We start from the raw sequence: 22,092 nt of genomic DNA on the forward strand, positions 1-22,092 counted from the left end.
GTCGACCTGTACAGGTTTATTGTCATTCGAGCCTAAAGTTTGTTCGGGTATGGCCGAAAACATGGCAAGCGTCCAAATACCCAGAGGTTTTTTTATCATGGTCATCGATTTCAGTCGTTTGAATAACACCCCGGCATTGCCCGGCAATACGCGCACCAGCGGTGCCAAGGACAGCGTAGAAGCCAAGGCCCAGCCAGCGCCCGCCGCCAAGACCGAACAGGCCAGCGCCAGCCAAAGCGGGGAATCGGTACACCTGAGCAATGAGGCTCAACAGTTGCAGAAGGTCACTGACTCGCTGCGCGACCAACCGGTTGTCAATAAAGCCCGCGTGGCCGAGTTGAAACAGGCAATCGCCGATGGCAGCTATAAAGTCGACAGCAACCGTGTAGCCAGCAAGCTGCTTAACTTCGAAGCCGAGCGCTAGGCAAAGGCCTGCGCAGGGCTTTTGGACGCTTAAAACCCAAGGCCAGCCATGCACCACGACGAACATTTGCTTGAACTGATCATTGATGATCTGGCGCCGACGCAACATTTGCTCGAGCTGCTGAAAGAAGAATCCCTGGCACTCTATGGCCGGGACATGCGCTTGCTGGAAGAAATTCTGGCGCGCAAGCAGTCGCTGATTGTGCTGCTGGAGCAGCATGGCAAAAAGCGCAGCGAGATTCTCATCAGCCTCGGCCTACCGGCTGATCACGACGGCCTCGCACAACTGGCTAGCCACTCCTCAGTCGGCGATCAGTTGCTGGCGCAGAGCACCGCACTGAACCAATTGCTCACCGAGTGTCAGGACGCCAACCTGCTCAACGGTCAGTCGATCCAGCTGCAGCAAGCCACGACCGCCAACCAGTTGCGCATACTTCACGGCGGAGAGCCTCCGGCCCTTTACAACGCCCAAGGCTCAACCTCGCGCCTGGTCAAGCCAAGCACCCGCAGCCAGGCCTGACGCTGGTTTACAGCGCGCCCTATCCAAGGCGCGCTACATGCTGGCAAAATGCCGGTTCTTGCGTGTAGTCGTATTTTGTCTGGAGATGGAAGAACCGTGTTCAACGCCCTTAATGCGGAAGATGCCCCGCAGCCACCCAAGGTGCTCACCACGCCTCTGGAAATCGCCAGCACGTTGCGCATGCTGCAAGAAAGCCATGATCCGCTGATCATCACTTTCCACGAACGCAGCCAGCGCTTCCAAAGCTACTTGGTGGACGTTGACCGGGACAGCAAGACGCTGGCCCTGGACGAAATGATCCCCCGCGACGGTGAACGCTATCTTGAGAATGGCGAACCGTTCCGCATCGAAGGCTTTCATGACGGCGTACGCGTCGCCTGGGAAAGCAATGGCACGCTGACGATCAGCGAAAAAGACGGCCATCGCATCTACACCGGCAGCATGCCCGACGAAGTGGTCTACCATCAGCGTCGCAATGCTTTTCGCGCCGCCTTGAAGCTGGCGCAATTGGTCAACATCGAGCTGGGTGGCGAGAAACTCAAGGCGCCTATCAGCGGCAAGTTGCTGGATATCTCCGCCACCGGCTGCAAATTGCGCTTTGAGGGCGATATTTCCGAGCGCCTGCAACTGGGCCAGGTCTACGATCGCTTTATCGCCGCCCTGCCCTTCGGCAGCATGACCACCTCCGTCGAGCTGCGCTACTTGCACCTCGAAGACAAGATCAACACCACATTCGCCGGTGTGCGCTTCCACAACATGAGCGGCCTGGTGCAACGGCAGGTGGAGCGGTTTGTGTACCAGTTGCAGCGTGAAGCGCGGCGCTTTGACAAAGACGACGACCTTTAAGCCTTAAAGGTCGCGGCAAAAAAAACGGGCAGATCCTGATGGGATCTGCCCGTTTTTGCTTTCAGGGGCGTGCCCTGCTCAAGTCATGAGGATGCTCGTCCGGCCCCAGAGGCTCCGGCGGACCTTCAAAAGCCGGCTCATCCGCCGGTTGTTGCGGATCAGCTTCAGGCTCTGGGTCCGGGACAACGGTCTGCATTTGCTCCTGTACCACGGCTTCGTCTACACGCGGGTCCAGGCACGCCACCAGCGGCGAGCTGGACATGCTGTCGGGCATCGCCACGTGGTGCAGCGGCGCATCGTCCACCTGATGCAGGTTGGTCACCGCCTTCGGCCGGATACGCCACACCAGGATCAACGCACACAGGCTGAAAAACGCATACAGCATGTGGCTGCCGAACAGCTTCATGACCACACCGGCCAACAGCGGCCCAATACTTGCGCCGATGCCGTAGGTCACCAGCAACATGGCGGTCAGCGAGACCCGACGATCGCCTTCAACATGGTCATTGGAAAACGCCACCGCCAGCGGATACAGGCAGAACTGCACCAGGGAACACAGGAACCCGGCCACAAACAGCACTTCCAAAGGCACTTTGGTCAACACCGCCAACGGCAATGCAGCCACCGCCAGGCACAAGGCAAAGCAACGAATCAGCAAGGCTCGATCATAGCGATCCGATAACCAACCCAACGGCCACTGCACCAACAGCCCGGCAAAAATGCAGCTACCCATAAACAGACCGACTTGCTCGGTGGTCAGGCCTTGCTGCGAGGCATAGAGCGGCGCCAAACCGTAGAACGAACCGACGATCAACCCTGCGCCCAACACCGTGCTCAGTGACTGCGGCACACGTTTGATAAAGAAGCGCGGCTCCATCGGCGCAGGATGCAGGGGCGCCGGGTGAATCCGCCGGGTCATGGCTACCGGCACCAGGCACAGCGCAAAACACAGGGCGACCAGCATCAGCAACTCGAGACCGAGCTCGGGGTGCATCACTAGGATCAACTGGCCCAGTACCAGGCCGAGATAGGACGCGATCATATAGCCGCTGAACACCACGCCACGCTGCTTGGCGTCCGCCTGCTCATTGAGCCAGCTTTCGATGACCATGTACTGGCACATCATCCCCAGGCCCACGATCATCCGCAGCACGATCCAGGCCGGCAGCCAGTTGATCAGGCCATGGCCCAACACCGCCGCACCGACAATCCCGGCACAGGTGGCATACGCGCGAATATGCCCGACCCGGGCGATCAGGCGGTGCCCGATCTTGCCGCCCAGCACCAGGCCAAAGTAGTTGGCCGCCATCAGCGCACCCACCCACAGGCTGTCGACATGGTCGGCAGCGAGGCGCAGGGCCAGGTAAGTACTGAGCAGGCCGGAGCCGATCAGCATCATCAAGGAGGCGAAATAAAGGGCTCGAAAAGATTTCCAGATTTGGCGCATCGGCGTTCCGAGCGGCTCCTTGCAGTGGGTGACAGGGCTACCGGCATGATAGTCCGGGGTTGCCGGGTCCGGACAGGCGATAAATCGGTATCCGGGGAATATTTTGCTTAATAGCTCAGACGTTGCCTGGCCGCGTGCAAGGTACAAAGATGGCGATAAATACATCGCGCACCTGCTGTGAACACCGATCGCCGGCAAGGTTCGACCGGTGTTTGACGAGCACCCACAAAAAAGCCCCGCCAGAGCAATCTGTACGGGGCTTTTCAGCGTTGAATCTGGTGTCCCAGGGCCGGTTCGAACGGCCAACCTTCCCCTTAGGAGGGGGATGCTCTATCCAATTGAGCTACTGGGACAAATGACAGCCATCGGGCCAAAAGCGCAGCGACGGACGGCGTGCATGTTAACGGCCGAGGTCGGTTTTGTCATGTCGTCCGTTGGCTTTTTGAGTGTAGGCCGATCCTTGTCGTGGGGATTACAGTTTCGCCGAGTAAACCCGGGCACTTGGCGCCATCGTGCAAATTGCACTCCTGCAAAATAGCCGCATTGCAAATTGCAACGTAGCATGACTAAAAATAACACCTAACTTATTGTTTTTATTGATATAAAAGATTGGCACGGGACCTGCAATACTTATCCTACAAAACCATTCGGCCCAGCCACTGCGGAGAACATGAACATGAACAGCGCCCTACTGTTAAGCCTCAACGCTGTGGCCCTGGCTGCACTGGTCATGTTCCATTTTCAAGCAACCCAAGATGACGTCGCGCAAATCAGCCAGCCGGTGCCTCACCACCTGCAACAGCGTCCGCAATTGGCGGTGATGAACCCCACTGTGCAGTCGCCGATTCGTGTGGCCCAAGACACTCAGGCAGCCCCCGTCTCTGAACACTGGGTTTTCTGAGGAAACCTTTATGACGAAACCCGCCTGGTTATTCCTGTGCCTGACCCTGGCAGCCGGCCTATTTGGCCTGAGCACACCCTCTCAAGACGGCCAAACAACAGCGCTCATAGCCACCGGCGTCTTCGCTGGTTTGCTGGTTCTGACGCTGATCATTGGGCGCCGTATCAAGTTCGATCCTGTGCTGCGCTAAGAACCTCCTCGCGTCACCCCTTCCTACCTTATGTCGCAACGCCCTAGCAAATCGGCAAATTGCCACTAGTCTTAAATGCGAGGGCAAAAGGCCATATTGCTATAGGATGTGCGGCCTCAAACCCTGTCGTGGCCTGGACTTACGAGAAGTTCCGTCGCGGAATCACTCGTTGAAAAGTTTTCAAACCAGTCCGCAAAAATGCAAATGAGTGCTGGCATAAAGCCTTTAGGCGGTTCAATATTTGTCACAGAATTGACGCCAAGGAAATGTCAAATCTGAGGCATGATGCGGCCTCTTTGCAATTCGGGTTGAACTTTGGTCGTGAGCCTTGTCTTAACACTCATCTTGCGGCCAATTCCAAAAACCGCTCCCCTGAACTAACCGGTTAAATATATGCGCCCATTGAAACAGGCAATTTATTCCAGCCGTACGGCTGACAAGTTCGTCGTACGTCTGCCAGACGGAATGCGGGAACGCATTGCCGAGGTGGCTCGCAATCATCACCGCAGCATGAACTCCGAAATCATCGCGCGCCTCGAACAAAGCCTCATTCAGGAAGGTGCGTTGGGCGAAGAGTTGAGCATGCGCCTGGACAGCCCAGAGCTGTCACTGCACGAACGCGAACTGCTGCAGCGTTTTCGTCAGCTCTCCCACCGCCAGCAAAATGCTCTCGTCTCGCTTATTGCGCACGACGTTGAGGCGGCCGCAGAAGCCAATTGATCTGCAACTGAAAGCCGAAGCCAGCCATGTGCTGGCTTTTTTTTGCCTGGGATTTGAGTAGAAGAAGCAAAGCGGGAGCAGATTTGCTCCCGCGGGAAGGGATCAGAGCAGGAAGATCGTCGCCAAGCCCAGGAAGATGAAGAAGCCACCACTGTCGGTCATGGCGGTGATCATCACACTGGCGCCCATCGCCGGGTCGCGCCCAAGGCGCGCCAGGGTCATGGGGATCAGCACCCCCATCAGCGCCGCCAATAGCAGGTTGAGGGTCATGGCGGCCGTCATCACGACGCCCAGTGACCAACTGCCATAGAGCAAATAGGCGACCACACCGATCACACCACCCCACACCAGGCCGTTGATAAGGCCCACGGCCAACTCTTTGCGCAGCAGGCGCGAGGAGTTGGCGGTACTCACCTGATCCAGCGCCATCGCGCGCACGATCATGGTGATGGTTTGATTACCGGAGTTGCCGCCGATACCAGCCACTATCGGCATCAGCGCCGCGAGCGCCACCAGCTTCTCGATGGAGCCTTCAAACAGCCCGATCACACGTGAAGCTATGAAGGCGGTGATCAGGTTGATCGCAAGCCACGCCCAGCGGTTATGCAGGGAACGCCAGACCGACGCAAAAATATCTTCCTCTTCACGCAGACCCGCCATGTTGAGGACTTCGGTTTCACTCTCTTCACGGATCAGGTCGACCATTTCATCGATGGTCAAACGGCCGATCAGCTTGCCGTTCTTGTCGACCACCGGCGCCGAGATCAAGTCATAACGCTCAAACGCCTGCGCCGCCTCATAGGCGTCTTCATCCGGGTGAAAACTCACGGTATCGCTGGCCATCAGATCCGCAACTTTCTTGTCAGGATCATTCACCAGCAAACGCTTGATCGGCAACACACCCTTAAGAATGCCTTCGTAGTCGACCACGAACAGCTTGTCGGTGTGACCGGGCAATTCTTTGAGGCGGCGCAGGTAACGCAATACCACTTCCAAGCTGACGTCTTCGCGGATGGTGACCATCTCGAAGTCCATCAACGCGCCGACCTGATCCTCATCGTACGACAGCGCTGAACGCACACGCTCACGCTGCTGGCTGTCGAGAGCCTCCATCAGCTCATGGACAACATCACGGGGCAGCTCGGGGGCCAAGTCGGCCAACTCGTCGGCGTCCATTTCCCTGGCCGCAGCGAGGAGCTCGTGATCGTCCATGTCGGCGATCAGGGTTTCACGGACCGAGTCGGACACTTCGAGCAGGATGTCGCCATCGCGGTCAGCCTTGACCAACTGCCAAAGGGTCAGTCGATCATTCAGCGGCAAGGCTTCGAGGATATAGGCGACGTCGGCGGAGTGCAGGTCGTCGAGCTTGCGCTGCAACTCGACGAGGTTTTGCCGGTGCACCAGGTTTTCGACGCGGTCGTGATGCGGACCTTCCTGGCGGTGCGTGAGGTCTTCGACCACGCGCTGGCGCTGCAGCAGCTCGATAACTTGAGCCAAACGATCCTGCAGGCTGTCTTGTGTTTTCTTTACTTCTACTTCGGTCATAGGCGAACTCCACTCCCAGCAGCGGGGCACGCCGGAAGGATCAATCAGTCAATTCATGATTGGAAAAACGGGGTACTGAGTAACTACTGGGTAAGTCCATGGAGGTATTCCACAAGCCCCGGCGGGGCTGACGGGCGCAATGATACACCTTGCGTCCGTTTTAAACGTTAAAAAACTGGAAAGAACAAGCGCTTGCGAGCCAAAGCTGAACATCGGCTGCATATAGAACTGCGACGACGCAGGCTGAAAGGAAAACACATGGCGCTGGAGAAAAAGATGAAACCCTACACAAACCCCAGACGGCAAAAAGCCCGCACTAGGCGGGCTTTTTGTTTGTATGGTGCACTCGACAGGATTCGAACCTGTGACCGCTCGGTTCGTAGCCGAGTACTCTATCCAGCTGAGCTACGAGTGCAGATTGTGTTTTTAGACCAGATCACAACTGGTTGAAGCTGAGTCACCTGCATCGCTGCAACTAACTCTTAAATGGTGCACTCGACAGGATTCGAACCTGTGACCGCTCGGTTCGTAGCCGAGTACTCTATCCAGCTGAGCTACGAGTGCATTTGTTGCCGCGCATTATAGGCCGTTCAATCTCTATGTAAAGCTATTTTTTCGAGCAATTTCAACAACTTACCGAAAAAACCAGATTGCAACGTACTAAGCAAATAATGGCGGAGAACGGGGGATTCGAACCCCCGACACCCTTTTGAGGTGTACTCCCTTAGCAGGGGAGCGCCTTCGGCCACTCGGCCAGCTCTCCGCAACACGGGGCGTATATTAACCACGTTCATCCCCGTTTGCAAACATAAAAAACGATAAAAATTAAAGGCTTGGTTCTTCGTCCTTCTCTTTCTTGATCCGCAGGTAGATTTCCTCGCGGTGGACCGCTACCTCTTTCGGAGCGTTAACCCCTATACGTACTTGATTGCCTTTGACGCCGAGCACGGTCACGGTGATTTCGCCATCACCGATAATCAGGCTTTCTGCGCAACGACGAGTCAGAATCAGCATACCTTTCTCCTCACGCATTTCAGTTCAGGAACAACAGTCTGCAAAAAAAAGGCCTTCGAACTGCAACCCAAAGGTCACAGCCCTACTCGCCTAAGTATTGTCGAGCGCACCAAAAAGAACATGCGCCCGGCAAAAAAATGAAAGGCGCGGTAAGCCGCGCCTTCCTGGCATCGCATCACTCGCCCGGTCGGGCCGGAGCATCCAGCTCAAAAGCGGTATGCAGCGAGCGTACAGCCAGTTCCAGGTACTTCTCTTCGATCACCACCGAGACTTTGATTTCCGACGTGGAGATCATCTGGATGTTGATGCTTTCCTTGGCCAGCGCCTCGAACATGCGGCTGGCAACGCCGGCATGGGAACGCATGCCCACACCCACGATCGACACCTTGGTAATCTTGGTATCGCCGACCACTTCACGGGCGCCGATCTCGCTCGCGGTGTTCTGCAGGATCCGTTCCGCCGCATCGTACTCGTTACGGTGCACGGTGAAGGTGAAATCGGTGGTGTTATCGTGCGAAACGTTCTGCACGATCATGTCGACTTCAATGTTCGCACCGCTGATAGGGCCGAGGATCTTGAAGGCCACGCCCGGGGTATCCGGCACGCCACGGATCGTCAGCTTGGCTTCATCGCGATTGAAAGCGATGCCGGAAATGATCGGCTGTTCCATGGATTCCTCTTCATCAATAGTAATGAGGGTGCCCGGACCCTCTTTGAAGCTGTGCAATACGCGCAGCGGAACGTTGTACTTGCCGGCGAACTCCACCGCGCGGATCTGCAACACCTTGGAACCGAGGCTGGCCATTTCCAGCATCTCTTCAAAGGTGATCTTGTCCAGGCGCTGGGCCACGGACACCACGCGCGGATCGGTGGTGTACACGCCGTCCACATCGGTATAGATCTGGCATTCATCCGCCTTGAGGGCCGCTGCCAGCGCCACACCGGTGGTGTCCGAACCACCACGCCCAAGGGTAGTGATGTTGCCGTGTTCGTCCACACCCTGGAAGCCTGCTACAACTACCACGCGCCCAGCCTTGAGATCAGTACGAATTTTCTGATCATCAATCTGCAGGATGCGCGCCTTGGTATGTGCGCTATCGGTGAGGATGCGCACCTGACTGCCAGTGTAGGACACTGCCGGCACACCGCGCTTATTCAGCGCCATAGCCAGCAAGGCGATAGTCACCTGCTCGCCAGTGGACACGATCACATCCAACTCACGCGGCAGCGGCTGTTGATCACCGCTGATTGCCTTGGCCAGATCGATCAGGCGATTGGTCTCCCCGCTCATGGCTGACAGCACCACCACCAAGTCGTCGCCGGCGTCGCGGAATTTCTTAACCTTGTCGGCGACCTGCTCGATTCTTTCGACAGAGCCGACCGAGGTGCCTCCAAATTTCTGTACGATCAAAGCCATTTCTAAGCCGCCTCAGCCCGTAAAGGGGCGCCCAATAAACAAATATTCCAGCAACCGAACGAGCCCATGACTAGACCACGGGCTCAGCCATAGCGCCTTAAATACCGGCTTCGACAAACGGTACGGTCAGGGCCAGGGCCGCGTCCAGGCTGCCGGCGTCTACACCACCGCCTTGCGCCATGTCCGGACGACCACCGCCCTTCCCGCCCACTGCCGCAGCGGCTTGCTTCATCAAATCACCGGCCTTGAGTTGGCCAGTCAGGTCTTTGGTTACACCGGCAACCAGAACGACCTTTTCCTCATGGACACCGCCGAGCAGGATCACTGCGCGGCCGAGCTTGTTCTTCAACTGATCGACCAAGGCCAACAGCGCCTTGCCGTCCTGACCGTCCAGGCGTACGGCCAGAACTTTCACGCCCTTGACGTCCAGCGCCGAGGCCGACAGATCGTCGCCCGCCGCGCTGGCTGCCTTGGCCTGCAACTGCTCCAGCTGTTTCTCCAGCGCGCGGTTGCGTTCCAGTACGGCGGACAGCTTGTCGATCAGGTTGTCGCGACTGCCCTTGACCAGGCCGGCCGCTTCCTTGAGTTGTTCTTCGCCCGCATTGAGGTAGGCCAGGGCCGCAGCACCAGTAACCGCTTCAATACGACGTACGCCGGAGGCCACACCGCCTTCGCTGATGATTTTCAGCAGGCCGATGTCGCCGGTACGGTTGGCATGGATACCGCCACACAGCTCCACCGAGAAGCTGCCGCCCATGCTCAGTACACGCACTTCGTCGCCGTACTTCTCGCCAAACAGCGCCATGGCGCCTTTGTTCTTGGCGGTTTCGATATCGGTTTCTTCGGTTTCCACCGGGGTGTTCTTGCGGATTTCAGCGTTGACGATCTCTTCCAGCGCCTTGATCTGTTCAGGCTTGATCGCTTCAAAGTGGCTGAAGTCAAAGCGCAGGCGCTGGCTATCGACCAACGAACCCTTCTGCTGCACGTGCTCACCCAACACCTGACGCAACGCGGCGTGCAGCAAGTGAGTGGCAGAATGGTTCAAAGCAGTTGCATGCCGCACGTCGGCATCAACCTGGGTGTCGACTGGCGCGCCGACCGTCAGGTTACCCAACACCAACACACCGTGGTGCAGGAACGCACCGCCGGTCTTGGTGGTGTCGCGCACTTCAAAACGACCGGACGTCGAGCTCAGGAAGCCGCAATCACCCACCTGGCCACCGGACTCGGCGTAGAACGGCGTCTGGTCAAGCACCACCACCGCCTCTTCGCCTTCGCTCAACACGTCAACCGACTTGCCATCTTTATAGATAGCCACGATCTTGGCCGAGCCTGCCGTGGCCTGATAACCGGTGAACGCGGTCGGCACATCAACTTTGACCAAGGTGTTGTAGTCCAGACCAAAGGAGCTGGCGGAACGCGCGCGTACACGCTGGGCTTCCATCTCACGCTCAAAACCCGCCTCATCGACGGTCAGCTCGCGCTCACGGGCGATGTCGGCGGTCAGGTCCATCGGGAAACCGTAGGTGTCATACAGCTTGAACACCACGTCGCCCGGCACCACAGTGCCTTTGAGCTCAGCCAGGTCCTGCTCGAGAATCTTCAAGCCGTGTTCCAGGGTCTTGGAGAACTGCTCTTCTTCAGCCTTGAGCACACGCTCGATGTTGGCCTGCTGCTGCTTGAGTTCCGGAAAGGCATCGCCCATCTCGGCCACCAGCGCGGCAACGATTTTGTAGAAGAAGCTACCGGTAGCGCCCAGCTTGTTACCGTGACGGCAGGCGCGACGAATGATACGGCGCAACACATAGCCACGGCCTTCGTTCGACGGCAGTACGCCGTCGGCGATCAGGAAGCCACAGGAACGGATATGGTCCGACACCACCTTGAGCGAAGACTGGCCTTCGTTGGCGCAACCAATGGCTGCGGCAGACGCGCTCAACAGGTTGGTGAACAGGTCGATTTCGTAGTTGGAGTGAACGTGCTGCATCACCGCACTGATCCGCTCCAGACCCATGCCGGTGTCAACCGACGGCGCCGGCAGCGGATGCAACACGCCATCGGCGGTGCGGTTGAATTGCATGAACACGTTGTTCCAGATTTCGATGTAACGGTCGCCATCTTCTTCCGGCGAGCCCGGTGGGCCGCCCCAGATGTCGGCGCCGTGATCGTAGAAAATCTCGGTGCACGGGCCGCACGGGCCGGTATCGCCCATGGTCCAGAAGTTATCGGAGGCGTAAGGGGCGCCCTTGTTGTCGCCGATGCGAATCATGCGCTCAGCTGGAACGCCGATTTCTTTGGTCCAGATGTCATACGCTTCGTCGTCCGTCGCGTAGACGGTGACCCAGAGCTTTTCTTTCGGCAGCTTCAGCACGCCAGTCAGGAAGGTCCAGGCGAACGTAATCGCATCTTTCTTGAAATAGTCGCCGAAGCTGAAGTTACCCAGCATCTCGAAAAAAGTGTGGTGGCGAGCGGTGTAGCCGACGTTTTCCAGGTCGCTGTTCTTGCCCCCGGCGCGTACGCACTTCTGGCTGCTGGTCGCGCGGGTATACGCGCGCTTTTCCTGGCCCAGGAAGCAGTCCTTGAACTGGTTCATCCCCGCGTTAGTGAACAGCAGGGTTGGGTCATTGCCTGGGATCAAGGAGCTGGAGGCTACACGGGTGTGGCCTTGCTCTTCGAAGAAGCGAAGGAAGGCTTCACGGATTTCTGCGCTTTTCATTAGGTTCTTCCACGGAGGCTGCGGCCAAAGGCCAGTGCGCAACATCATCAGACGGAGCGACGGCAAAGGGCCGCATTATATCGGCCCTTTGCCGGTGGTACAGCGTGTTTATACGATAGAAACGCTCAATTAGACGGCGGGCACGGTCATTTCTGCGAAAAATCGACAAATGCCTGCACGACGTGCTCAATCTGCGCCCGGCTGACATCCAGATGCGTGACCATGCGCAGACGCGGCGCGGCGCTCAGCTTGATCCCGCGCTCAGCAGCAAATGCCTTCAAGGCCTGCGCCCGATCACCGACCTGCACATACACCATGTTGGTCTGGACCGGTTCCACCTCAAAGCCGGCTTTGCGCAACGCATCGCCCAGCCACTGCGCATTGGCGTGGTCATCGGCCAGGCGCTGCACCTGGTGATCCAACGCATACAGCCCCGCCGCCGCCAGGGAGCCGGCCTGGCGCATACCGCCACCGACCATCTTGCGCAGGCGACGCGCCTTGGCGATCAACGCCGCCGAGCCGCACAACACTGAGCCGATCGGCGCACCCAGGCCTTTGGACAGGCACACCGACACCGAGTCGAAATGCTGGGCGATTTCCCGCGCATCCACCCCAAGCTTGACCGCCGCGTTGTAGATTCGCGCGCCATCCAAGTGCAAAGACAGGCCATGCTCACGGGTAAACGCACGCGCCTTCGCCAAGTATTCCAGCGGCAACACTTTGCCCTGCATGGTGTTTTCCAGGGCCAGCAGGCGGGTGCGGGCGAAGTGGAAATCGTCGGGTTTGATCGCTGCCAGCACGTGGTCCAGATCCAGCGAGCCGTCCGCCTGTACTTCCAGCGGCTGCGGCTGGATCGAGCCCAGCACCGCCGCGCCACCGCCTTCGTATTTGTAGGTATGAGCCTGCTGCCCGACGATGTACTCCTCGCCGCGCTCACAGTGAGCCATCAACGCCAACAGGTTGCTCATGGTGCCGGTGGGCACGAACAACGCCGCCTCGAACCCCAGGCGCTTGGCCAGTTCGGCCTCCAGGTGGTTGACGCTCGGGTCTTCGCCGTAGACGTCGTCGCCGCTGGCGGCACTGGCCATCGCGTCACGCATGCCGGGGGTGGGTTGGGTCACGGTGTCGCTACGCAGGTCGATCACAGACATGAAACAAGCCTCTAATGGGTTAAATAAGTTCCTTTTATGGATGATTACTGCGGGCAAAGCCACGCAATATCAAGCCCCACGTTACTTCAATCGAATACCAACCAAACAAACCGATATAGGTTATCGATGCGGCAATCGTGCAGTTTTTGAAAAACCATGTTAAAAACTCTCCGCCACCAGGGTTCTGGCGGCAACGTTCTCAGGGCGGGGTGCAATTCCCCACCGGCGGTAATTGCGCGCAATGTGCATAGCCCGCGAGCGCTTGGCGCCTCGAACTGCTCACGCAGGACGGCGACAAGGTCAGCAGACCCGGTGTGATCCCGGGGCCGACGGTCATAGTCCGGATGAAGAGAGAACGGGATTGGCACCTAAGGGCCGCGCGCCGGGTTCATGCTTGCATGACGCAGCGCTTCGTACCCTTAAATCCCATTCGATTCATAACGCCCTGTTTTTTTCTTAAACAGGAGTCAGAACATGCAACCCACCGCAATCGACAGCAAAAGCAAAAACCATCACGGCGAGCGTGTCGCGTTTATCCAGGCCTGTTGGCACAAGGATATTGTCGACCAATCGCGTAAAGGCTTCCTCGCCGAAATGATCGCCCAGGGCTACCAGGAATCGGACATCGACTTCTTCGAAGTCGGCGGCGCCTTTGAACTGCCCCTGCACGCCAAGCTGCTGGCCAAGACCGGCCGTTACGCCGGTATCGTTGCCGCCGCGCTGGTGGTGGACGGCGGCATCTACCGCCACGAATTCGTCGCCCAATCGGTGGTCAGCGGCCTGATGCAGGTGCAGTTGGAAACCGAAGTGCCGGTGTTCTCGGTGTCCCTGACCCCGCATCACTTCCACGCCGGCAGCGAGCACACCACGTTCTTCTACGAGCACTTTGTGCACAAGGGCCAGGAAGCTGCACGCACCTGCGCCGATACGCTGCACAAGGTCCGCGCTATCCGTCGCAGTGAACCGCGCGCTGTAGCGGTTTAAGCAACACCGCAAAAAAATGTGGGAGGGGCTTGTGTGGGAGTCGGGCTTGCCCGCGATGCAGTCACCTCGGTGTGTCAGTCACACCGCGGTGATGCTATCGCAGGCAAGCCAGATCTTACACAAGCCCGCCCCCACAGTTGGATCCGATCAAGCCTTGAGATTTATGCCAGGCCAGCATCCGTGGTCGGCACAATCAATATCCCAGCACGCAAACCATTCTTCACCTTAGGGTTGGGAAAGATGATGCGCGCGCCCTCCTCTTCGATCACCCAACGCGTCTTGGCCACGTCTTCAGCCAGCAGATAGCCCTTGGCCAATGGCGAAAAGTTTTCCACATCCGCCGGCAGGTGCAGCAAGAACGCATCACTGTGCTTGATCACTTCACGCGACACGGCAAACAGCTGCAGGCCATCCAGGCTCTCGGTCGCAGGCTCAGAGCCTTCGATGATGTGCTTGAGGCGCGCCTCCAGGCGGGAAACATCCACGCCCTGGTTATGCCCGAACGGCCGCGCCTTGCCCAATTCCAACGTGAAGGCTTCGGCCTCCAGTTGTTCGTAGGTAAACGCGGTGAAGGTGATCGAAGTTTTGTTCTGCAACAGCACCGCTTGCATGCCGGCGGCGCACAGGCGCGCCAGTTCGTGGCGTGAGTGCTGGCGGCCTTCCTTCCACGGGTACAGGGCGAACTGCTCGATCTTCGAGCCGCGAATGGCGGTGTGCAGGTCGTAATGCAGGCGCGAACGGCCAGGCAGGCTGAAGAAGGTGCGGGCCAGTTGCTCAAGCTCGGCGGCGCGCATGGCCTCCGGGCCGATGTTTTGTTCATGACGGCCGTTGAACAGCCGGTTGACGTCCAATTCGAGGTAACGCTCGCCGCGGCGCATGGCCTCGGGGTTGCCGAACAGGAACAGAATACGGGAGCGGGGTTTAATCTCCCCACGGGCGATGCCATGCAACAGGCGATCGAGCAGTTCGATCGGCGCCGTTTCGTTGCCATGGATGCCGGACGACAGCAGCAGGTCGCCGCCGTTGTCCTTCGCTTCAGGCGGGCGCACTTCGAGCGCGCCCTCGCTGAGCCAGCGCATCTGCACGCCGTCGACAGTCAGTTGAATTTTTTGCGCCGGTTCGCGACCGGCGAGGGTCAGTTCAAGCAGTTTGCCGAGGGCGAGCATAAGCAGCTTCCTTAGTGGTTGCAGCCAGGGCCGTGGACGTGATCGTCGTCATCACCTTCGACATCAGCCGGTTCCATTTCCAGTTGCAGGCTCATCAGGTTGGTGGCCAGTGGGCGCATCAGCAGGTTGGCGTACTCGGCGTCGCCTTCTTCCACGTCTACACCGATCAGCAGTTGGCCGCGGCCGTCGTGCTGGATCCAGATCTCTTTGCCCTGCCAGACCACGGCGACGCGGGTGCAGGAGGTTTCCAGCTGGGTGCCGTCGGTGTCTTCAAGGATCAGTTTCAGGGTGTCGGTGGTCATAAATAGTTCTCAGCCGTGCGGAATTAATTGATCTGGAAAGGATAAACCGAGCCCAGTTTAAGGATTTGCGTCAGTTCATCCAGTGCCGTCCGGCACTCAAGCAGCAATTGCGGGTCAGCCAGGTCGCTTTCGCGCAGGCTGTCACGGTAGTGCTTGTCGACCCATTGGGTCAGCGTGTCGTACAACGGCGCCGTCATGATAACGCCTGGATTCACCGCCGCCAGTTCCGTTTCATTCAGCGCCACGCGCAAGCGCAGGCACGCCGGGCCACCGCCGTTCTGCATGCTTTGCTTGAGGTCGAACACCTTTACTTCGCGGATCAGCCCGCCGGACGCCGTCAGGCCTTGCAGGTACTGCCAGACGCGCTCGTTGGCACGGCATTCTTCCGGCACGATCAGCAGCATCGAGCCGTCGGCGCGGGTCAGCAATTGGCTGTTGAACAAGTAGGAACGCACCGCGTCCTCGACGCTGACCTGGGCGCGCGGCACGCACACCGACTGGAAGTTGCCGCCCAGCTTGCCCAACTTGCCGTGCAACTCAGCGAGCATCTGCTCGGTGTTGAGGAAGGCGTCCTCGTGATAGAACAGCACCTCGCCGTTGCCCACCGCAATCACGTCGTTGTGGAACACACCGGCATCGATCACTGATGGGTTCTGCTGGGCGTAGACCACGCCGTCGTCCTTCAAACCGTGCAAGCGCGCGACGGCTTGGGAGGCTTCAAGGGTCTGGCGCGCCGGGTATTTCTGCGGCGCCGGGTAACGGGTGTCGAACGCACTGCGGCCGAACACGAAGAACTCGACGCCCGCCTCGCCATAGTCACGGCAGAAACGCGTGTGGTTGGCCGCGCCTTCGTCGCCGAACTGCGCCACCGCCGGCAATGCGGCGTGGTGGGCAAAGTGTTTGCCATTGGCAAACATCGCCCCCAGCACGCGGCTGGTGGTCGGGTGCTCGATGCTGCGGTGGTATTTGCAGTTGAGGTTGGCGGCAGTGAAATGCACGCGACCATCCGCCGTGTCGGCGCTCGGGCTGACCGTGGCGGCGTTGGCCACCCACATGCTCGACGCCGAGCAGCTGGCGACCAGCAGCGGCATGGCTTGCTTGGCGGCTTGCTGGATGACTTGGGCATCGCTGCCGCTGAAGCCGAGGTTGCGCAGGGCGGCTACGTCAGGACGTTCCTGCGGTGCCAGCACGCCTTGCACAAAGCCCATGTCCATCAGCGCTTTCATTTTTTGCAGGCCCTGCAACGCCGCTTCCTTCGGGTTCGAAGACTGCTGGCTGTTGCTCTGGGACGCGACGTTGCCGTAGGACAAACCGCCGTAGTTATGGGTCGGCCCCACTAGACCGTCAAAATTGACTTCATAGGATTTCATCGGCGAGGCTCCACGAACATCTGTTTTTATAGGCATCTAGTGCAGATCTCTATCTGTAACCCGATCAAGTGCGGGAGCTGGCTTGCCTGCGATGCAGACGACTCGGTCTTTCAGCTGGACCGAGGTGATGCCATCGTAGGCACGCCAGCGCCCACATTAGATCAGTGTCACCTTCACTTCAGCGTTATACCTGGGGTCAGCGTTGCTGGGACCACCAAGCTCGGGGTCTCAAGCGAGGCCACCGGGTACGCGCAATAATCCGCCGCGTAATAAGCACTCGCGCGGTGGTTGCCCGAGGCCCCTACCCCACCGAACGGCGCAGTACTGGCGGCGCCGGTCAGCTGTTTGTTCCAGTTGACGATGCCGGCGCGGCTTTCCAGCCAGAACTGCTGGTAGCGCGATTCGGAATCGGACAACAAACCCGCGGCCAAACCGTACTGAGTGTTGTTGGCCTCAGCGATGGCCGCGGCAAAATCAGCGTAGCGGATCACCTGCAACAGCGGGCCGAACAGCTCTTCATCTTCGCGCTCGGTCACGCCGGTCACATCGATAATGCCTGGGGTCAGCAACGCGGCCTGATCCTGGGGCTGGGTCATTTCCAGCAGCGCCACGGCGCCATTGGCCAACATCAATTGCTGGGCGTCCATCAAGGCTTTCGCCGCACCGAGGGAAATCACCGAGCCCATGAACGGCGCCGGCTGCTGGTCGAACGCACCGACTGCAATCGTCGCGCTCACCGCCACCAGGCGCGCCAACAACGCATCGCCCCAGGCGCCTTCCGGCACCAGCAAGCGACGCGCACAGGTGCAACGCTGGCCGGCAGAAATGAACGCTGACTGGATGATGGTGTAGACCGCCGCATCCACGTCGGCCACTTCGTCGACCACCAGTGGGTTGTTGCCGCCCATTTCCAGCGCAAGGATCTTGTCCGGGCGCCCGGAGAATTGTTGGTGCAAGTGATTGCCGGTGCGGCTGGAACCAGTAAAGAACAACCCGTCGATACCTGGGTTGGCCGCCAGGGCGATACCGGTTTCGCGCGCGCCTTGCAGCAGGTTCAACACGCCCGCCGGCAAACCGGCTTCGATCCAGCACTGCACGGTCAGCTCGGCGACTTTAGGGGTCAGCTCGCTCGGCTTGAACAGCACGGTATTGCCCGCCAGCAACGCCGGGACGATATGCCCGTTCGGCAAGTGGCCCGGGAAGTTGTAAGGGCCGAACACCGCCACCACACCGTGGGGCTTGTGGCGCAACACGGCAGTGGCGTCGCCCAGCGGGCCGCTCTTCTCGCCGGTACGTTCGCGGTAGCTTTGCACCGAGATCGCGATCTTGTTGGCCATGCTGGTGACTTCGGTGACCGACTCCCACAGCGGCTTGCCGGTTTCTTCACCGATGCAGCGGGCGATTTCATCGGCGCGGCTTTTCAGCGTGGCGGCGAAGGTTTCCAACACGCTGATGCGCTCTTCCAGCGGGCGCCGGGCCCAGCCGGGGAACGCTTGGCGCGCGGCCTGCACCGCCGACTCAACCTGTTCGGCAGTGGCGCCATTGCCGGCCCACAGCACGTGCTGGGTGACGGGGTTGCGCGATTCAAACAGTTCACCCTGGCCAGCCAGCCAGCTACCTGCGATATACAGCGAATTCATTATTTCGACTCCCGAGCAGCAGACAACGCAACAGCACGCACTTGATCACCCACCACCAGTTGCAGGCGTTTGGCGGTCTGCTGATCGACCACCAAGGTGCCTGCCGCCAGCCGGGCCGGAGCGGCCGTGATGCGGCACTCCTCGCGCTTGCGGTTATGAATCAGGAACGGCGTGGCGTCGTCCCCCGGCGTGCCGATGGCCAACACCAGCGACTGGCTGTCGCGCACCGCACGGATTTTACTGGTCTCACACTCCACCGCCGGGCCAGCATCGAAAATATCGACATAGCCTTGATAGCTGAACCCTTCGCTCTTGAGCATGCTCAGCGCCGGCTCGGTATCCGGGTGCACCTTGCCGATCACATTGCGCGCGTCCTCAGACAGGAAGCAGCTGTACAGCGGAAACTTGGGCATCAGCTCGGCGATAAAGGCCTTGTTGCCCACACCGGTGAGGTAGTCGGCCTGGCTGAATTCCATCTTGAAGAAGTGCCGGCCCAGGCTTTCCCAGAACGGCGAACGCCCGGCCTCGTTGGACACGCCGCGCATCTCGGCAATGATCTTGTTGCCGAACAGTTGCGGGAATTCCGCGATAAACAACATGCGCGCCTTGGCCAGCATGCGGCCATTGAGGCCGTTGCGGTAATCGGCGTGCAGGAACAGCGAGCACAGCTCGGAATTACCGGTGAGGTCGTTGGCCAAAAACAGCGTCGGAATCTCGCGGTAGATATTCAGCTCCTGGGAGGCGCTGACGGTCAGCCCGACCCGGAAGTTGTACCAAGGCTCGCGCAGGCCGACGGCACCGGCAATGGCAGAAATACCCACCACACGGCCTTCGTCGTTTTCCAGCACAAACAGGTAGTCGGCATCGCCGCGCCCGGCTTCGCCGCGAAAGGTTTTCTCGGCCCAGCCCACTCGGTGGGTCAGGCGCTCTTCGTTGGCCGGCAAGGTGGTGAGGCCGGTGCCGGTGCTGCGCGCCAGATCAATCAGGGCCGGTAAATCGCTGCTGCGTACGGGACGAACGATCATGCTATCTCCTCAAACGGGCCGCTTTGCAGCCACCCGCGAAACTCTTTTTTAAACAGCAACCAGGCGCACACTGGCACCTTCGCCAACACCCAGGGCTTCGGCCGTTTCCAGGTCCAACGTCACCGGTTTGCCGGGTGCGTAGTCCAGGTCCAGCATCACCGCGCGGTAATCCTGCAACTGCGCATTGCTCACCAGGTACTGACGGCCGGCCCCCTTGACCATCTCGCCGATCTTCACTGGCACCACGCGGCTCTGGGCAATCGAGCGAATGCCCGAGACCCGTGCATGCAGCGTTGGGCCGCCGTCGAAGATGTCGATGTAATGATCAGTTTCAAAACCTTCACGCATCAGGATGTCGAAGGTGATCTGCGCACGCGGGTGTACCTGGCCCATGGCTTCCTGGGCTTCGTCCGGCAGCAGCGGCACGTAGATCGGGTAATGCGGCATCAGTTCGGCGAGGAACGTGCGGCTTTTCAGCCCGCACAGCCGTTCGGCGGCGGCGTAGTTGAGGTCGAAGAAATTGCGGCCGATGGCGTCCCAGAACGGCGAATCACCGTTCTCGTCGCTGTAGCCAACAATCTCGGTCACCACCGAGTCGGCAAAGCGCTCGGGGTGGCTGGCGACGAACAACAGGCGGCCACGGGAGTTGAGTTCCGACCACGGCGAACCGACCAGCGCAGGCTCCACATAGAAGCTGGTGAGCAGGCTGTTGCCGGTGAGGTCGTGGCACTGGGAAAGCACGTGGATCTTGTTGTGGATCTTCAGCTCGCGGGAGGCGTGCACGAAGGTTTCGTTACGAAAGCTGTAGAACGGCTCCGAGTAACCGGCCGAGGCCACAATGGCCGAGCAGCCGACGAGCTTGCCGGTTGAGGTGTCTTCGAGCACGAAGAAATAACTTTCTTCACCGTTGAAACTGACCTCGGCCGCGAAGGACGCTTCGCTGGCGGCGATCTTGTCGCTTAGGCGTTCCACATCATCCGGCAAGGAGGTGACACCAATCGGGCTGTCCGCAGCCAGACGCTGTACCTCGCCCAGATCAGCCATTTGCGCGGGGCGCATCACCAGCATGGTGTCACTCCTTAACTCGAAAAACTCACAGAGGGAAAAATGCCGGACACAGGATCTGGGCTCACACAGATCCAATGTGGGGAGTCTTTTGTGGGCGCTGGCTTGCCTGCGATAGCATCAACGCGGTTTAACAAATGCACCGAGTTGTCTGCATGGCAGGCAAGCCAGCTTCCACAGAAATTGGCTCCCACATTTGATTCGGTCCGGCATATAGAATTTTTGCTCGACGCCCGATCACTCAGGCGCCGAACGGTCAATCAGGCTTGCGTCAACGTCTTCACAGCACGTTCAAAACGGTCCAGGCCTTCCTGGATGTCCGCCTCTTCCACCACCAGGCTCGGGGCGAAACGCACCACGTCGGGGCCGGCTTGCAGGATCATCAGGTTTTCTTTCTCGGCCGCGTTGAACACGTCCTTGGCCTTGCCTTTGAACGCATCGCTGAGCACGCAACCAATCAGCAGGCCCATGCCGCGCACTTGGGTGAAGATGCCGTACTTCTCGCCGATCTGTTCCAGGCGCGCCTTGAACAGGTCGTGCTTGGCATTCACGCCGGCCAGCACTTCTGGGGTGTTGATCACGTCGATCACCGCTTCTGCCACCGCGCACGCCAGCGGGTTACCGCCGTAGGTGGTGCCGTGGGTGCCGACCACCAAGTGCTTGGCCAGGTCTTCACGGGTGAGCATGGCGGCAATCGGGAAACCGCCGCCCAGGCTCTTGGCGCTGGTGAGGATGTCCGGCACCACGCCGTAGTGCTGGTAAGCGAATAGGTGGCCGCTGCGGCCCATGCCGGTTTGCACTTCGTCGAACACCAGCAGCGCGTTGTTGGCGTCGCACAGCTCGCGGGCACCTTGCAGGTAAGCCAGCTCGGCCGGCAACACGCCGCCTTCGCCCTGAATCGGTTCCAGCACCACGGCGCAGGTCTTGTCCGACACGGCGGCTTTCAGCGCGTCCAGGTCGTTGTAAGGAACGTGCGTAATGCCGGTGATTTTAGGCCCGAAACCGTCGGAGTACTTCGACTGGCCACCGACGTTGACGGTGAACAGGGTACGGCCGTGGAAGCTGTTCAGCGCGGCGATGATCTCGTACTTCTCAGTACCGAAACGGTCGAACGCCACACGACGAGCCAGCTTGAACGCGGCCTCGTTGGCTTCGGCGCCGGAGTTGCAGAAGAACACGCGCTCGGCAAAGGTGGCGTCGATCAGCTTATGTGCCAGGCGCAGGGCCGGCTCATTGGTGAAGACGTTGGAAACGTGCCACAGCTTGTTGGCCTGCTCGGTCAGTGCACCGACCAGCGCCGGGTGCGCGTGGCCCAATACGTTAACCGCGATGCCGCCGGCAAAGTCGATCAGCTCGCGACCGGCCTGGTCCCAGACGCGCGAACCTGCGCCACGCACGGGGATAAAGGCGGCAGGTGCATAGTTGGGAACCATGACCTGGTCGAAATCGGCACGTTGCACCGGGGCTTGCTCAACGGACATCGGAGTCTCCTGAAGAGGAACGCCTGCCTGGAACTGGCGGGCGATGCAGGGATTGTAAGGACAGTTTTCAGCGCCACCTTGTCGCCAAGCGACAACTTCTTATAGCGCCAACCCCGGTTTTACGCGGGTTTACGGCAATGCGACATATTGCGTCGCAATGGCGCAGTGT

Annotated in this window: 20 protein-coding genes, 4 tRNA genes and 1 riboswitch; of the genes, 7 read left to right on the top strand and 17 right to left on the bottom strand. The window is 59.4% G+C overall.

The features are described 5' to 3' along the window. Positions 1-97 precede the first annotated feature (97 nt). The 3 genes from flgM to ACI77I_RS22260 all read left to right on the top strand — a co-directional run bounded on the left by flgM (position 98) and on the right by ACI77I_RS22260 (position 1,789). Positions 98-424, top strand: coding sequence for a flagellar biosynthesis anti-sigma factor FlgM (flgM, locus tag ACI77I_RS22250; protein ID WP_094950516.1), 327 nt, complete (start codon positions 98-100; stop codon positions 422-424). 48 nt (positions 425-472) lie between these two features. Continuing rightward, positions 473-943, top strand: a complete 471-nt coding sequence (locus ACI77I_RS22255) for a flagella synthesis protein FlgN (protein ID WP_094950515.1) — start codon at positions 473-475, stop codon at positions 941-943. Between the two features lie 96 nt (positions 944-1,039). Next, complete coding sequence (locus ACI77I_RS22260; RefSeq protein ID WP_094950514.1) at positions 1,040-1,789, top strand: flagellar brake protein; 750 nt, start codon at positions 1,040-1,042, stop codon at positions 1,787-1,789. A gap of 61 nt (positions 1,790-1,850) precedes the next feature. Here the strand turns inward: ACI77I_RS22260 and ACI77I_RS22265 are convergent, their stop codons facing one another. After that, positions 1,851-3,236, bottom strand: coding sequence for an MFS transporter (locus ACI77I_RS22265; protein ID WP_094950513.1), 1,386 nt, complete (start codon positions 3,234-3,236; stop codon positions 1,851-1,853). A 276-nt stretch (positions 3,237-3,512) separates the two neighbouring features. Further along, a tRNA-Arg gene (locus ACI77I_RS22270) sits at positions 3,513-3,589 on the bottom strand. Between the two features lie 323 nt (positions 3,590-3,912). On the opposite strand from ACI77I_RS22270, the gene ACI77I_RS22275 reads away from it, so the two are divergent. From ACI77I_RS22275 to ACI77I_RS22285, 3 genes are all read left to right on the top strand, one after another. After that, entirely contained in the window at positions 3,913-4,137 is a 225-nt protein-coding gene (locus ACI77I_RS22275; protein ID WP_094950505.1) for a hypothetical protein, read from the top strand. A gap of 10 nt (positions 4,138-4,147) precedes the next feature. Further along, positions 4,148-4,327 carry a PA3371 family protein gene (locus tag ACI77I_RS22280; RefSeq protein WP_406998444.1) on the top strand — a complete coding sequence of 60 codons (180 nt, stop codon included), beginning with the start codon at positions 4,148-4,150 and terminating at the stop codon, positions 4,325-4,327. A gap of 393 nt (positions 4,328-4,720) precedes the next feature. Then, positions 4,721-5,047: an Arc family DNA-binding protein gene (locus tag ACI77I_RS22285; protein ID WP_003193592.1), complete on the top strand. Its 327-nt coding sequence runs from the start codon at positions 4,721-4,723 to the stop codon at positions 5,045-5,047. A gap of 102 nt (positions 5,048-5,149) precedes the next feature. Here ACI77I_RS22285 and mgtE read toward each other — a convergent pair whose 3' ends face one another. The 8 genes from mgtE to ltaE form a co-directional block, all read right to left on the bottom strand. After that, positions 5,150-6,592 (bottom strand): magnesium transporter, encoded by a 1,443-nt coding sequence (gene mgtE / locus ACI77I_RS22290; protein WP_094950503.1) that lies wholly within the window; start codon positions 6,590-6,592, stop codon positions 5,150-5,152. Positions 6,593-6,930: 338 nt separating this feature from the next. Then, positions 6,931-7,007: transfer RNA gene (locus tag ACI77I_RS22295), tRNA-Arg, on the bottom strand. A 72-nt stretch (positions 7,008-7,079) separates the two neighbouring features. Further along, positions 7,080-7,156: transfer RNA gene (locus ACI77I_RS22300), tRNA-Arg, on the bottom strand. Positions 7,157-7,264: 108 nt separating this feature from the next. Then, positions 7,265-7,355: transfer RNA gene (locus tag ACI77I_RS22305), tRNA-Ser, on the bottom strand. A 62-nt stretch (positions 7,356-7,417) separates the two neighbouring features. Continuing rightward, a complete protein-coding gene (csrA, locus tag ACI77I_RS22310; RefSeq protein ID WP_003175645.1) occupies positions 7,418-7,606 on the bottom strand; it encodes a carbon storage regulator CsrA in 189 nt (62 codons plus the stop codon). Positions 7,607-7,781: 175 nt separating this feature from the next. Further along, positions 7,782-9,023: an aspartate kinase gene (locus ACI77I_RS22315; RefSeq protein WP_094950502.1), complete on the bottom strand. Its 1,242-nt coding sequence runs from the start codon at positions 9,021-9,023 to the stop codon at positions 7,782-7,784. 97 nt (positions 9,024-9,120) lie between these two features. Continuing rightward, the gene (gene alaS, locus ACI77I_RS22320) at positions 9,121-11,739 is read right to left on the bottom strand and encodes an alanine--tRNA ligase (RefSeq protein ID WP_242152097.1); all 2,619 of its coding nucleotides are present in this window, start codon (positions 11,737-11,739) and stop codon (positions 9,121-9,123) included. A 146-nt stretch (positions 11,740-11,885) separates the two neighbouring features. Beyond that, positions 11,886-12,890, bottom strand: coding sequence for a low-specificity L-threonine aldolase (gene ltaE / locus ACI77I_RS22325; protein ID WP_094950500.1), 1,005 nt, complete (start codon positions 12,888-12,890; stop codon positions 11,886-11,888). A 191-nt stretch (positions 12,891-13,081) separates the two neighbouring features. Further along, a riboswitch (FMN riboswitch) is annotated at positions 13,082-13,251 on the top strand. A 113-nt stretch (positions 13,252-13,364) separates the two neighbouring features. Between ltaE and ACI77I_RS22330 the strand changes: the two genes are divergently transcribed. Then, a complete protein-coding gene (locus ACI77I_RS22330; protein WP_032879834.1) occupies positions 13,365-13,874 on the top strand; it encodes a 6,7-dimethyl-8-ribityllumazine synthase in 510 nt (169 codons plus the stop codon). A 161-nt stretch (positions 13,875-14,035) separates the two neighbouring features. Here ACI77I_RS22330 and astE read toward each other — a convergent pair whose 3' ends face one another. From astE to ACI77I_RS22365, 7 genes are all read right to left on the bottom strand, one after another. After that, a complete protein-coding gene (astE, locus tag ACI77I_RS22335) occupies positions 14,036-15,040 on the bottom strand; it encodes a succinylglutamate desuccinylase (protein WP_242152102.1) in 1,005 nt (334 codons plus the stop codon). An 11-nt stretch (positions 15,041-15,051) separates the two neighbouring features. Continuing rightward, the gene (locus ACI77I_RS22340; protein ID WP_003214319.1) at positions 15,052-15,342 is read right to left on the bottom strand and encodes a hypothetical protein; all 291 of its coding nucleotides are present in this window, start codon (positions 15,340-15,342) and stop codon (positions 15,052-15,054) included. Positions 15,343-15,365: 23 nt separating this feature from the next. Then, positions 15,366-16,712: an N-succinylarginine dihydrolase gene (gene astB, locus ACI77I_RS22345; RefSeq protein WP_094950498.1), complete on the bottom strand. Its 1,347-nt coding sequence runs from the start codon at positions 16,710-16,712 to the stop codon at positions 15,366-15,368. 173 nt (positions 16,713-16,885) lie between these two features. Next, on the bottom strand, positions 16,886-18,355 hold the full coding sequence (gene astD / locus ACI77I_RS22350) for a succinylglutamate-semialdehyde dehydrogenase (protein ID WP_406998451.1): 1,470 nt from the start codon (positions 18,353-18,355) through the stop codon (positions 16,886-16,888). Continuing rightward, entirely contained in the window at positions 18,352-19,377 is a 1,026-nt protein-coding gene (gene astA, locus ACI77I_RS22355; protein ID WP_094950495.1) for an arginine N-succinyltransferase, read from the bottom strand. Before astA ends, astD begins: the two co-directional genes overlap by 4 nt. A gap of 48 nt (positions 19,378-19,425) precedes the next feature. Next, on the bottom strand, positions 19,426-20,445 hold the full coding sequence (gene aruF / locus ACI77I_RS22360) for an arginine/ornithine succinyltransferase subunit alpha (RefSeq protein WP_242152108.1): 1,020 nt from the start codon (positions 20,443-20,445) through the stop codon (positions 19,426-19,428). Between the two features lie 257 nt (positions 20,446-20,702). After that, positions 20,703-21,923 carry an aspartate aminotransferase family protein gene (locus ACI77I_RS22365; protein ID WP_094950492.1) on the bottom strand — a complete coding sequence of 407 codons (1,221 nt, stop codon included), beginning with the start codon at positions 21,921-21,923 and terminating at the stop codon, positions 20,703-20,705. Positions 21,924-22,092 lie beyond the last annotated feature (169 nt).

The organism is Pseudomonas sp. D47 (assembly GCF_045447305.1).
Lineage (GTDB): Bacteria > Pseudomonadota > Gammaproteobacteria > Pseudomonadales > Pseudomonadaceae > Aquipseudomonas.